This window comes from Sphingomonas sp., assembly GCF_036388435.1.
GTDB lineage: Bacteria > Pseudomonadota > Alphaproteobacteria > Sphingomonadales > Sphingomonadaceae > Sphingomonas.
Genome location: NZ_DASVRV010000001.1, coordinates 20,434 through 32,972, shown reverse-complemented (window position 1 = coordinate 32,972; position 12,539 = coordinate 20,434). Strand labels below are relative to the sequence as shown.

10 protein-coding genes are annotated in these 12,539 nt (G+C 68.1%); 3 read left to right on the top strand and 7 right to left on the bottom strand.

Going from position 1 to position 12,539, the window contains the following annotated elements:
- Positions 1-12 precede the first annotated feature (12 nt).
- On the bottom strand, positions 13-2,421 hold the full coding sequence (locus VF592_RS00165; protein ID WP_331003568.1) for a TonB-dependent receptor: 2,409 nt from the start codon (positions 2,419-2,421) through the stop codon (positions 13-15).
- A 174-nt stretch (positions 2,422-2,595) separates the two neighbouring features.
- Here VF592_RS00165 and VF592_RS00160 point away from each other — a divergent pair, with 174 nt between their 5' ends.
- Positions 2,596-4,242 (top strand): alkaline phosphatase D family protein, encoded by a 1,647-nt coding sequence (locus VF592_RS00160; RefSeq protein ID WP_331003567.1) that lies wholly within the window; start codon positions 2,596-2,598, stop codon positions 4,240-4,242.
- A 145-nt stretch (positions 4,243-4,387) separates the two neighbouring features.
- Here the strand turns inward: VF592_RS00160 and gyrB are convergent, their stop codons facing one another.
- The 3 genes from gyrB to VF592_RS00145 all read right to left on the bottom strand — a co-directional run bounded on the left by gyrB (position 4,388) and on the right by VF592_RS00145 (position 7,754).
- A complete protein-coding gene (gyrB, locus tag VF592_RS00155; protein WP_414714109.1) occupies positions 4,388-6,877 on the bottom strand; it encodes a DNA topoisomerase (ATP-hydrolyzing) subunit B in 2,490 nt (829 codons plus the stop codon).
- A gap of 174 nt (positions 6,878-7,051) precedes the next feature.
- Entirely contained in the window at positions 7,052-7,486 is a 435-nt protein-coding gene (locus VF592_RS00150; protein ID WP_331003565.1) for a hypothetical protein, read from the bottom strand.
- A gap of 4 nt (positions 7,487-7,490) precedes the next feature.
- Positions 7,491-7,754, bottom strand: a complete 264-nt coding sequence (locus tag VF592_RS00145; RefSeq protein WP_331003564.1) for a hypothetical protein — start codon at positions 7,752-7,754, stop codon at positions 7,491-7,493.
- A gap of 98 nt (positions 7,755-7,852) precedes the next feature.
- Between VF592_RS00145 and VF592_RS00140 the strand changes: the two genes are divergently transcribed.
- Entirely contained in the window at positions 7,853-8,797 is a 945-nt protein-coding gene (locus VF592_RS00140; protein ID WP_331003563.1) for a ferredoxin, read from the top strand.
- A gap of 144 nt (positions 8,798-8,941) precedes the next feature.
- On the top strand, positions 8,942-9,325 hold the full coding sequence (locus VF592_RS00135; protein WP_331003562.1) for a hypothetical protein: 384 nt from the start codon (positions 8,942-8,944) through the stop codon (positions 9,323-9,325).
- A gap of 394 nt (positions 9,326-9,719) precedes the next feature.
- Here VF592_RS00135 and VF592_RS00130 read toward each other — a convergent pair whose 3' ends face one another.
- The 3 genes from VF592_RS00130 to VF592_RS00120 form a co-directional block, all read right to left on the bottom strand.
- Positions 9,720-10,478, bottom strand: a complete 759-nt coding sequence (locus tag VF592_RS00130; protein WP_331003561.1) for an OmpA family protein — start codon at positions 10,476-10,478, stop codon at positions 9,720-9,722.
- Between the two features lie 89 nt (positions 10,479-10,567).
- Entirely contained in the window at positions 10,568-11,662 is a 1,095-nt protein-coding gene (gene recF, locus VF592_RS00125; protein ID WP_331003560.1) for a DNA replication/repair protein RecF, read from the bottom strand.
- A gap of 29 nt (positions 11,663-11,691) precedes the next feature.
- On the bottom strand, positions 11,692-12,462 hold the full coding sequence (locus VF592_RS00120) for a Coq4 family protein (protein WP_331003559.1): 771 nt from the start codon (positions 12,460-12,462) through the stop codon (positions 11,692-11,694).
- Between the last annotated feature and the right edge of the window lie 77 nt (positions 12,463-12,539).

Genomic DNA, 12,539 nt, shown 5'->3' with positions numbered 1-12,539 from the left:
CCGAGCCTGACGTCAGAACTTCACCCCCGCCTCGACCCCGTAAAGCCGCGGCTCGCCGGCAATATAGGTGGGCACGCCGAAGCCGCCGCCGGTATTGCCCGCGTCGATCAGATAGCTCTTGTCGGTCAGGTTGCGCGCAAAGGCGCCCAGCCGCCACCGCGCGTCCGGCCCCTCGATCCCGGCGCGCAGGTTCACCAGCGTGAAGCCGCGCTGGCTGATCGCGTCGCGATTGGGCAGCTCGAAGAACACCTTGGACCGATAGCTGGCGGTCGGCGTCGCGTAGAGGCTCAACGCCCCCAGCGGCAGCCGCAGCGTCGCGCCGAGCGAGGCGGTGGTGTCGGGCTGGAGCCGGAAGTTGTTGCCCGCGAACACGCCGTTCTCCACGTCGTCGCCGATCCCGCCGTCCAGATAGGCGAAGCTGCCGAACACCGAGAAGGCGGGCGACACGACATAGGTCGCCTCCAGCTCGACGCCCAGATTGTTCGCCGACCCCGCGCTGACGGTGCGCGAGGTGCCCGCCGCGTCGGTGACGGTAACCTGGAACCCGTCATAGGTCTGGTAGAAGACCGAGGCGGTGCCCGTCAGCCCGCCGAACCCGGCCTTGATCCCGCCCTCGTAATTCCACACCGTCTCTTGCGGCACGTCCTGGAAACTGGGCACGGCCCCCGTCGCGGTGCGGGTCGCCGCGAGCTGGACCACGGGCGACCGCCGCCCCTTGCTGGCGGTGGCGTAGAGGTTCACGCCGTCGCTCACCCGCAGCAGCGCGTTGACGCGCGGCAGCACCGCCGCGAAGGACCTGCGCGCGGTGAAGCGCTGGCCGAAGGTGTTGGCGGTGCCGAGCAGGCTGGTCCGCACCCCCAACGCGCCGAGCAGCCCGGAGTCCGGCTGGAACGAGCTGTACTGCGATCTGCGGTCCTCGATCAGCACCCGCGCGCCCGCCGTCAGCTCGATCGCGGGCGACGGGATCCAGGTCGCGTCGGCGAACACCGAATAGGTGTCGTTCTTGCCGTAATTGGTGAATTCGGCCGAATAGGGCAGGGTCGCCAATCGCCCGCCCGACAGGATCGCGGTCGCGCGCCGCGCCGGGACCGTCCCGTCGGGCGCGACACAGGCCGGGCCGGTCGGCACGCCCGCCGCGTTCAGCCCCGCCCGGAACGGCGCGAACCCGCCCGTCACCGAGCAGGCGATATAGGTCCCCTCCTCGGTCGAGAAGGGCACGCGCTGAAAGCCGTTCTCCAGGAACGCGTTCCACCCGAACGCCGCACGGTAACCGCCGAGACCGCCCTCCCCGTCGAAGTTGAAGCGCGACTCGTGGCTCCACTGGTCGCCCTGCGCGTCCTCGGCGAATTCCAGATACCAGGCCGGGCCGCCATCGGCGTCGAACGTCTCCAGCGAGTCGAACTTGCGATAGCCGTTGATGGTCGTGAAATTGACGCCCTCGGCCAGGTCGATGCTCAGCGTCAGATTGGCGTCGTACACGTCGCGGTCCAGCCCCAGCTTGCGCTTGCCCAGCGCCTGCTCGGACAGGGGCGAGCCCGACAGCTCGGCATAGCCAAAATCGCCCGTCTGCCCGCCGGTCGGCGCGAAGGCGCGGCTCTTGAACGCGGTGCCCGGATTGCGCTGCCCGTCATAGGTCAGCACCAGGTCGGCGGTGATCGCGTCGGTCGGCCGCCAGCGGATCGATCCGCGAATGCCGCGCTGGTCCTGCCCGTTCAGGTCGTCCTGATCGACCAGCCCCTGATTCTGGTTCGGACGCTGAGGATCGCCGGCGATGTTGCGGACGTAACCGCGCCGATATTTATACGCGAAGGCCAGCCGCGCCGCGAGCGTGTCGTTGCCCGCGTTCAGATAGCCCGACACCTGCGTCCGGTCGAAATTGCCATAGGAGCCGGCGATCTCCGCCGACAGGCCGGGCTCGGGCCGCGCCGACACGATGCCGATCGCGCCCACCGCCGCCGCCGTCCCGAACAAGGTCGCCTGCGGGCCCTTGACCACCTCGATGCGCGCCAAGTCGTACAGGTCCTGATAGGCGCCGCGCGACCGGCTGATGTCGACGCCGTTATAATAAAGGGTGACGCGCGCGCCCTGCTGCGCCGATCCGCTGTCCGACGTGATGCCGCGGATCACGAAACCCGGATTGTTCGCGCTCTGCTCCTGCACCTGGAGGCCGGGGACGAAGGCGGCGATCTCGTCCAGCTCCGACGCGCCGATGTCCGCCAGTCGGGCGCCGGTCAGCGCGGTGACGGTGACGGGCACGTCCTCAATCCGCTGCTCCAGCCGCTGGGCGGTGACGATCACCTCGTCCGCGGCCGTGTCGGCGCTCTCGTCGGCGCGCGGCTGGACATTGGCCTGGGCCAGCGCGGTGGTCGAGCAGCCGAGCGCCAGCGCGGCGACCGCGCCACGCGTGAAGAAAGATGTCATCGTCTGGTGTCCCCTTGTTCTGCGGGTCGCCTAGAGCGCTCGCGTGACGCGCGGGGGACGGCACGATGACGATCCGGGGACGCGGCGATGACGAATGGGTGACGCCGGGCGTCGCGGCCGCGTAACATTCGCGGTGCCTAGAACGACCAGCCGAGTTCGCGCCAGGGGACCATCATGACGATCAGCCGCCGCCAAGCCATCGCCGCCCTGGGTTCGGGCGCGGCCCTCGGCCTGCCCACCGGGGTCGGCGCGCGGGCGCCCGCCCCTGCCCGCTTCCTCCACGGCGTCGCCAGCGGGGACCCGGCGGCGGACGGCGCGGTGCTATGGACCCGCGCGACGCCGATCGGCGATGCGGGCGACGTGCCCCTGCGCTGGCAGGTCTCGACCGCCCCCGACGGTGCCCCCGTCCGCGAGGGCCGCGTCGCCGCCCGCGCCGCGCGCGACCACACCGCCAAGGTCGAGGCGACCGGCCTCCAGCCCGGCCGCGAATACTGGTTCCGGTTCGAGACGGAGGCGGGCGAGCGCTCCCCCACCGGCCGCTTCCGCACCCTGCCGGTCGGCGCGACCGCCGACGTCGCGCTCGCGGTCGTGTCGTGCCAGCTCTATCCAGGCGGGCTGTTCAACGCCTATCAGGCGATCGCCGAACTCGACCGGCTCGACGCGGTCGTCCATCTGGGCGACTATATCTACGAATATGGCGCCACCGGTTACGGCGCGCAGATCGGCCGCCGGCTCGGCCGCCTGCCCGAACCCGCGCACGAGATCGTCACCCTCGCCGACTACCGCGCCCGCCACGCCCAGACCAAGCGCGATCCCGACATGCAGGCGGCCCACGCCCGTGCCGCCTTCATCTGCGTCTGGGACGATCACGAGGTGACCAATGACAGCTGGATCGGCGGCGCCGAAAACCACCAACCCGAGGCGGAGGGCGACTGGCCCACCCGCAAGGCGGCGGCGATGCAGGCCTATTTCGAATGGATGCCGATCCGCGATCCCAAGCCCGGCCGCCCCTGGGAGGCGATCAACCGCCAATTCGACTTCGGCGACCTCGCCACCTTGCTGATGGTCGAGACCCGCCTGCTCGGCCGGTCGAAGCAGGTCGCCGCCAAGGGCGAGACGCCCGAGCCGAGCGAATATGCCGCCCTGCTGGCCGAACGCGCCGACCCGAAGCGCGAGCTGCTCGGCGCCGACCAGCAACGCTGGCTGGAGGGGGCGCTGCGCCGCTCCAAGCGCCAGGGCAAGCCGTGGCAGCTGCTGGGCAACCAGGTCGTCATGGCCCGGGTCGCCGGCCCCGATCTCGAACGGAGCATGGGCCCGGACCGCTACGCCGCCTTCGTTGCCAAGCTGCCCCTCGCCTATGCCGCGCGCATCCCGGCGGCGGTCGCGGGCTATAAGGCGGGGATTCCGTTCAACATGGATAGTTGGGACGGCTATCCCCCCGCCCGCGAGCGTCTTTATGCGAGCTTCCGGCGCGCGGGCGTCCGGCCGATCGTGCTGTCGGGCGACAGCCACGCGGCCTGGGCCAACGACCTCCACGACGCGCGCGGCACCTTGGTCGCCGCCGAATTCGGCACCACCGCGATCACCAGCCCCTCTTACGGCGACCTCATCCCCGGCATCGGCCCGATGATCGCCGACGCCAATCCCGAGGTGCGGTTCTGCGACCAGAAGGGCAAGGGCTTCCTGCTGCTGACACTCACGCCAGGCGCCGCCGTCGCCGATTTCCGCACCGTCTCGACGATCACCGCCAAGCCCTTCACCACCGCCACGGTCGCCCGCTACGCCAGCCGCCCGGCCCGGCCGCTGGAGCGTCTGGCCTGACCCACCACCGTTCGTCCTGAGTAGCCATTGAGCTTGTCGAAATGGCGTATCGAAGGACAAACCCCAGACCATGTCCTTCGATACGGGTCTTCGGCAAGCTCAGCCCCTACTCAGGACGAACGGTTTCCTGTGATGTCGTTAGCCGCTAGACGTCCAGGTTCGCGACGTTCAGCGCATTGTCCTGGATGAACTCGCGCCGGGGCTCGACCACCTCGCCCATCAGCTGGGTGAATATCTCGTTCGCGCCCTCCACGTCCGCCGACGACACGCGCAGCATCGTACGGTTGGCGGGGTCGAGCGTCGTCTCCCACAGCTGCTCGGCGTTCATCTCGCCCAGGCCCTTGTAGCGCTGGATCGCCAGGCCCTTGCGCCCCGCCGCCAGGATCGCGTCGAGCAGCTGACTCGGCCGCGACACCCGCGTCTCGCCGCGCGCGACCGTTACGGTCTCGCCGTCCTCGTCGGTTTCCGTCGGCTGGGCCGCGCCCTTCATCGGCACCAGCTTGGCCTGGGCCCCATAGGCCTCGGACTGCTCGGCGGCTAATGCGTGGAGCTTGCGCGCCTCCGCCGACACCAGGAAGCTCGCCTCCACGATGTGATGGTCGGTCACCCCGCGCCACAGCCGCTCGAAATGCACCCCGCCATCCTCGGTCAGCCGTGCCGACCAGCGCGCCTCCTCGTCGTTCGCGCCCAGCAGGCGGACGACCTCGACCAAGGCCGCCTCGCGCGCGCCACGCTCGATATTGGGGTCGAGCGTGCCGCCCAGCGCCAGCACCTCGATCATCGCCGGGTCGTAGCGCCGGGGCACGTAGCGCATCAGCGTGCGCATCCGCCGGGCATGTTCCACCAGGTCGCGGAGATCCCGCCCCGACCGCGCGCCGCCCGCCGCCTCCATCACCAGCGCGTTCAGCCCGGCATCGACCAGATACTCGTCGAGCGCCGAATCGTCCTTCAGATACACCTCCGACCGCCCGCGCGTCGCTTTGTACAGCGGCGGCTGCGCGATGTAGAGGTAGCCGCCCTCGATGATCTTGGGCATGTGGCGGTAGAAGAGCGTCAGCAACAGCGTGCGGATATGCGCGCCGTCGACATCGGCGTCGGTCATGATGACGACCTTGTGATAGCGCAGCTTGTCCGCGTTGAAGTCGTCGCGGATGCCCGTTCCCATCGCGGTGATCAGCGTGCCGATCTCCTTGGACGACAGCATCCGGTCCTCTCTGGCGCGCTCCGTGTTCAGGATCTTGCCCCGGAGCGGCAGGATCGCCTGGAAATGCCGGTCGCGCCCCTGCTTGGCCGACCCGCCCGCCGAATCGCCCTCGACCAGGAACAGCTCGGACTTGGACGGGTCGCGCTCCTGGCAATCGGCCAGCTTGCCCGGCAGCGAGGCGATGTCCATCGCCCCTTTCCGCCTGGTCAGCTCGCGCGCGCGCTTGGCGGCCTCGCGCGCGGCGGCGGCGTCGATCACCTTCTGGATGATCGCCTTGGCGGTGGCGGGATTCTCCTCCAGCCATTCGGCCAGCTTGTCCGCCATGAGGGACTCCAGCGGCGCGCGCACTTCCGACGAGACCAGCTTGTCCTTGGTCTGCGAGCTGAACTTCGGATCGGGCAGCTTGACCGACACGATCGCGGTCAGCCCCTCGCGCATGTCGTCGCCCGTCAGCGACACCTTCTCCTTCTTCAACAGCCCCGACTTCTCGGCATAATTGTTGAGCGTGCGCGTCAGCGCCGCGCGGAACGCGGCCATGTGCGTGCCCCCGTCGCGCTGCGGGATGTTGTTGGTGAACGCCAGGACCTGCTCGTAATAGCTGTCGTTCCATTCCAGCGCGACGTCGATGCCGACATCGTCGCGCTGCCCGTTGATCGCGACGGGCTGGGGCATCAGCGGCGTCTTGGCGCGGTCGAGATATTTCACGAACGCCGCGATCCCGCCCTCGTAATAAAGCTCGACCGTCCGCGGCTCGTCGTGCCGCGCATCGGTCAGGAACAGCCTGACCCCCGAATTCAGGAACGCCAGCTCTCGGTAGCGATGCTCCAACTTGTCGAAATCGAACTCGACGACCTTGAAGGTGCCGGGCGAGGGCAGGAAGGTCACCATCGTACCCTTGCGCGTCGATTCCCCCACCCGCTCCAGCGGCGCCACCGCGTCGCCGTGCGCGAAGCGCATCCGGTGCTCCTCGCCGTCGCGCCAGATCGTCAGGTCCAGCCATTCGGAGAGCGCGTTGACCACCGACACGCCCACGCCGTGCAAGCCGCCCGATACTTTATAAGCGTTGTCGTCGTTGGTGTTGTCGAACTTCCCGCCGGCATGGAGCTGGGTCATGATGACCTCGGCCGCCGACACGCCCTCCTCCGGGTGGATGCCCGTCGGGATGCCGCGGCCGTTATCGGTCACCGACACCGACCCGTCGGGGTTGAGCGTGATGTCGATCCGGTCGCAATGCCCCGCCAGCGCCTCGTCGATCGCGTTGTCGCTGACCTCGAACACCATGTGGTGGAGGCCCGACCCGTCATCGGTATCGCCGATATACATCCCCGGCCGCTTCCGCACCGCGTCGAGCCCCTTCAGGACCCGGATCGAGGAGGCGCCGTAATCGCCGCTGTTGCTGGTGGATTGCAAGGTGTCCGTCATCGGTAACATATAGGGATTCGGGGAGTGGAACGGAAGCGGAATGAGCGCGTCGCGGTCGGGCTAAGCGCGGCTTGGCCGACGATCCAGCGATGCCCTGGCCGATATTCGGCTGCGATACTTATCGGTGCCGACTCTCGTGCAGCGCGCAGCTCGGGACGGCCGAGGACGATAGGGCGATTCCGCTCAATCGCGCGGGATCTCAACGACACGCCGCGCTGCGGCCAGCTCCAGGATGCGGCCGATGACGGTATCGTAGAGCTTGGGCGGAATGAACCCATAGGCGAAGCGGTCCTTACTCCCCGGCACGGGCCGAATGTCATAGCCGGGCCAGGCGAACTGGTTGACCTCATCCAGCACGATCCAGGAGCGATCGTCATCGAGGCCGAGCGCCTGCTTGACGCGGGGCGGCAGCTCGATCGCTTCCCCGTCCTTGGCTGGCGGGGTGTGCGTGATCGGTGCGACCGTCACGCGCAATGCACCACCCTTCGGGCTTTGCACCGCCAGCACGATCACGCTGGGGCGGACCTTGCGGCCTTCCTCCTGCCCTTTGCGATGCTCGTGCCGCCACAGATAGGCATAGGGAATGACCAAGCCCGGTTCCGGGATGGGAAGCGACAAAGGCTCAATCCATCAGCGCATCGAGATGGTCGTGGCGAGAATCCATCCGTGATGCCGCCATTGCCTTCAACGTCGCGCCGTCCAGCTCCTCGACCGCCAAGGCGGTAGGAGCCGTCGCCTTGAGGCGCTGATATTCGTCATAGTCGCGGGCGGACACGAAATAGCCCGTCACCCGGTTATGCGCCACCACGGCGACCGGCTCGCGCTGGGCTTCCTCGCGATAGCGACCGAAATTGCGGGCGAACTCCGTCGCGGCTACCTGTGTCATCGTGCCCTCCTTGGCATTCAAGAAAGTTGATACACAAAACGCGCGTTTTTCGCAACTCTGCTATAGGCCTATCATGGTGATCGAGGTAAGCTCGAACCATGAACCCTTTCGCTGGTATGGACCCGACCATTGAAGAGTACGTGAAGGCGAACGGCTCAACGCTGTTTACTGAATGGGCTGGCGAGCCGGCTCATTTCTTCCATCTTCCTGGGCACCCTCCATTCGAATGTTTCCAAGTGTCGATCAATCCGCCTCGGGCCGGCCGCGTGGCCGTGTTTGCTAGGTCGATCGACACCAACGATGGAAGCGAGTTGGAAGAGAGTTGGGAAGCACCAGTCCAAGATCTGAGCAGTTTGCTCGTGAAGGCGACGCGGGCGGTGCAGGTCTGGCGGAACTGCCTTCAGCAAAATTTGCCACCAAGCGATGGCGACTTCTATGTCGAGCCGGGCTGCTGCCTATTATGCGGCGTCCCGGAGAATATTGCTCCAGAGATTTTTGAAACGGGGAAAAACCACTGCTTCGTCAAACGGCAACCCTGCTTACCAGATGAAATCGACCGAACCGTAAAGGCTATGTGGTCCAGCGAGGTGGATTGTATCCGCTATCGTGGCCACGACGCGGTTTTGCTCGAAAGGCTGGCACGAGCGGGCATGGCCGATCAGGCTGATTACCCTCTACGGCTTGACGCCCCAGCGGGTCTCCGAAATCGGGTGAGCTTCGGCATCTCGACCGAAAGCAGCCTGTCCACCTCCCCGGCCCTCATCGCTAGCGTTTTTCGCGCCGACATGGTTGCGAGTGGTAAGACAGTGCTACCCGCCATGTTCGGCCGAAAGACTGTCTGGGTATCGTGGTTTCAGAACCGCTTTCACCTGGTCCGCTTCACTGATGAAGGTGCCGGCCGGTTCGCTGCCCGCTTGCGATCTAGCATCGCACTCCAAGGGCTCGCGTGGCTTGTCGACGACTGGCTCCGCACCAAGAATGTCGAGAACATTCATTGGGAAGCCACAGGCGATCCGTTGTCAGGTAGCCCGACCCTGATGTGAAGATGCCTACGGCCCGGCACCGTGCCTGGTGGTCAGTGATGCGAAAATCAAAAGTTTTGCATCAAGGCAGAGGCCAAAAGCAGCGGGTCGGCTGATGCTCCAGTTGCAGACATTCGTCAGCCGGTGCACCCTGGTGGGATGAACGTGAGCAAAGCTGTCGGAGCCATCGTCGTCACAGTCGTTCTTGCGGCGTGGGCTTATATTGCCCTGACGGGTGAACCACGTTTGCCGATTAACATCGCCAACGGGTCATATTCGAACCGCTGCTGCGGCACGGTGATCTTCGCCAACGGAGTGATGACGGTGGCAGATCAGCGGGTCAATTATGTGGTCGAGGAAGACAAGGTAGGTCCGTATGTGCTGCCAAAGGAGTATGTCGGCGCTTCTAACGGGAGGGTGATAGTACGATCCGGGAGCTTCCCATTGAAACTGCGTCTGGACGATCCAGCCCATCCACAACAGGTTGAACTGGTCGATGATGCTCCCGGCGGTAAGGCATATTTCTTTGTGCGCGGGGATGGCAGCTAACCACCACTTTTCGGCGTATCTGATGCAAAACTCACAGGTTTTGCATCAACCCGAAAACGGCAGAAATCCGCAGACCTTCGTGATGCACAAATCCAATGCACGATCCGAGCACGAGGCGGCGAGCCGTTACGGGGAAATCCCTAGCTTAGGCCGCTGTCACGATCGGTCGGCCGTGGCACCGTCGCCCGGTCGTGACGGTCTGTGAACTCGGGAGTGTCTGGAGGGCCCGCACCCGACGCGATGATCCCGCCCACGCCCATATCTTCCAAAACTTGTTCAGCATCGCGATCGCCATCTACCCCGGTCGAACAGGCGTGCTTGGCGTGACCTTTAGTGAACTTCCGCCGCCGACCGGCGCGGGAAGCACCGCCCCCGCGCCGACCTTCGGCCCAGCTCAGCGCCCCGCGAACTCCGCCGCGCGGCGGCCGAGCAGGGTCACCTCGACCCGGCGGTTCCGGCGCAGGCCCGCCGCGGTCGTGTTGGGGGCGACGGGGCGCGTCTCGCCGTAACCGCGCACGCGGAAGCGCGCCTCGACCACGCCCATATCCTCCAGCGCGTCGCGCACGCTCGCCGCGCGGCGCTCGGACAGGTCCTGGTTATACTGGTCCGAGGCGCGCGCGTCGGTGTGGCCGTCGATCGCGACGCGCACGCCCGGCTCCGCGCGCAGATAGTCGGCCAGCGGGCGCAGCCGGTCGATCGCACCGGGGCGCAGCGTCGCGCTGTCGGTCGCGAACAGCACCTCCTCCTGCAGCGTCAGCCGCGCGCCCTCGGGCGCGTCGCGAAAGCCGTAGCCGCGCATCGCGCCGCGGTCCCAGCCGCCGCGCCCGTCGGCCACGACCACCCGGTCGCGCGCGTTCCAGTCGAACCGGTCGCGGCGCGGGCCCGCCACCCCGGCAAAGGCGCGGTTCGCCGCTTCCGCCTCGCGCCGGTTGACCCGCCCGTCGCAGTTGCCGTCGAAATTGCGCATCACGAAGGCCCGCCCGCGCGGGGTGCCACGCAGCTCGGGATAGAGATCGGGAGCGCCCGCCCCGACCAGCCGGTACGCGCCGGGCCGCCAGTCGATCCGCTGCGCCGAGGCGGGCGTCGCCATGGCCAAAAAAGTCGATGAAAGCGTGGCCGCCGCCAGGCCGGCGGCGATGATGGGCATACGCATGGGCGTTGACTCCTGTTCGATCCCACCCCGAGGGTGCGACCTAGGCGCCGGTGCTTGAACGCGCGCCGAACCCGGTCGACAGCCCGCGTTCAGCCGCCGAGCGCGACCTGCGTCGCCCCGGCCCCGACCGCGTCGAACAGCGCGGGCTCGGTGCCCGTCATCCACACCTGCCCCCGCCCCGCCAGCCGGTCGAACAGCGCGGCGCGGCGCGACGGGTCGAGATGCGCCGCCACCTCGTCCAGGAGCAGCACCGGCGCGCGCCCCGTCCGCTCGGCGACCAGCTCGCCATGTGCGAGCACCAGCCCCAGCAGCAGCGCCTTCTGCTCGCCCGTGGAGGCCATGGCGGCGGCGCGGTCCTTGTCCAGGTGGGTGACGATCAGGTCGGCGCGGTGCGGCCCCGTGAGCGCCCGTCCCGCCGCCGCGTCGCGCGCGCGGCCCTCGCGCAGCGACCGCAGCAGCGCGCCCGCCTCGCCGCTCCACCCCTCCAGCGCCAGCGCGCCCCGCGCGAAGGGGCCAGCCGCCTGGGTCGCCAGCCGCGCGCCGAGCAGCGCCACCGTCTCGCGCCGCGCCGCGTCGACCGCCGCGCCATGCTCGGCCATCTGCGCCTCCAGTGCCGATAGCCAGTCGGGGTCGGGGCGCGCGCCTTCCAGCCCCTCGGCCAGCAGCCGGTTGCGCGCCCGCATCGCCGCCTCGTAGCGCGCGGCATGGGTCGCATGGGCGGGCGCGAGCGCCAGCGCCAGCCGGTCGAGGAAGCGCCGCCGCTCGCCCGCCGGCTCGACGAACAGCCGGTCGGTCGCCGGGGTCAGCCACAGCACCGTCAGCCATTCGGGCAGGGATGCGGCGGTCGCGGGCGCGGTCTGGACGCGCACCACCCTCCGCTCGGGCGCGGCGGCGAGCGTGCCTGTGGCGATCTCGACCCGCTCGGCCGCGTCCCCCTTCCCATCGCCATCCCCGTCGCCACCCAGCGTGGCGGCGACACCGAACCCCCCCGCCCCGCCCTGCCGGGCCATGTCGGACAGGTCGGCGCGGCGCAGCCCGCGCCCCGGCGCCAGCAGCGAGACGGCTTCCAGGATATTGGTCTTGCCCGACCCGTTCTCGCCGGTCAGCACCACGAAGCCCGGCCCTGCGTCCAGCGTCAGCGCGGCATGATTACGGAAATCGGTCAGGACCAGGCGCGACAGCATCGCGCCCGGCCCTAGCGCGCCCTTATCGGTCAGGCGAGCGCGGGTTCCTTGGCGCGGCTGGCATAGGAGGCCAGTTCCTCGCCCAGCTCGCGCTGCGCCAGGCGGTAGGCGACCGGCTCGGCGATCCGCAGCCGCTTGCGCGCTGCGTCGAGCGGTTCGTGCATCAGCGCCTCGTAATCCTCGCCCAACAGCCATTCGGCGCGCTTGCCCTGGCGGTAGCCCTCCAGCACCGCGCGGGCGAACAGCTTGCCCCCCGTCACGCGGATGCTCTTGAGCGCCGCGCCGGCCCCGATCAGCGCCCAGCCCATGCCCCGGGTCTGCGCGAACGAAAAGGCGACCAGCGCCGCCTCGCCCATCGTCTCGTCGGCCTTGTACCCCGTCAGCACATGCCAGATGTCGTGCACGTCGCGCGTCCGCCGTCCGAACCAGGCATAGGGATGCGGGATCGGCTTCTCCAGGCCGTCCAGGTTCGACACCTCGGCCAGCCCCTGCGCCGAATAGCCCGTCTCCGCCAACCAGTCGCGATAGGCCGCGCCGACCGTGCCGGGCTTGAAGCTCCGAACGAAATCGGGGTCGGAGAACAGGTCCGCCGCCAGCTCGACGCGTTCATAGGCCTGGCGCGCGCCCGTCTCGGTCTTCAACAGCCGCTCGTAATTTTTCGGCGTCGCCGCGCCGTTCAGCGCGCGCATGATGACGAACACCTGCGTGGTATCGTCGCCATTGGCGAGCAGCTTGCGCAACGCCGAGATCGCGGTGCGCCAATCGCGCTTATAAGTGTCGGCGGCCTGGGTCTGGTACATGGAGCGACTCCTTACTGACACAGGTGTTAATAAGTGGTGGACGCCGGGAATGTCAAACAAGAAAGGCCGCCCCGAAG

Excerpts from the sequence above, each read along its gene's own strand:
- recF (WP_331003560.1), bottom strand. The coding sequence starts at position 11,662 with ATGCTGTCGCGCCTGGTCCTGACCGATTTCCGTAATCATGCCGCGCTG.
- VF592_RS00160 (WP_331003567.1), top strand. The coding sequence starts at position 2,596 with ATGACGATCAGCCGCCGCCAAGCCATCGCCGCCCTGGGTTCGGGCGCG.
- gyrB (WP_414714109.1), bottom strand. The coding sequence starts at position 6,877 with ATGTTACCGATGACGGACACCTTGCAATCCACCAGCAACAGCGGCGAT.
- VF592_RS00145 (WP_331003564.1), bottom strand. The coding sequence starts at position 7,754 with ATGACACAGGTAGCCGCGACGGAGTTCGCCCGCAATTTCGGTCGCTAT.
- VF592_RS00130 (WP_331003561.1), bottom strand. The coding sequence starts at position 10,478 with ATGCGTATGCCCATCATCGCCGCCGGCCTGGCGGCGGCCACGCTTTCA.
- VF592_RS00165 (WP_331003568.1), bottom strand. The coding sequence starts at position 2,421 with ATGACATCTTTCTTCACGCGTGGCGCGGTCGCCGCGCTGGCGCTCGGC.
- VF592_RS00120 (WP_331003559.1), bottom strand. The coding sequence starts at position 12,462 with ATGTACCAGACCCAGGCCGCCGACACTTATAAGCGCGATTGGCGCACC.
- VF592_RS00140 (WP_331003563.1), top strand. The coding sequence starts at position 7,853 with ATGAACCCTTTCGCTGGTATGGACCCGACCATTGAAGAGTACGTGAAG.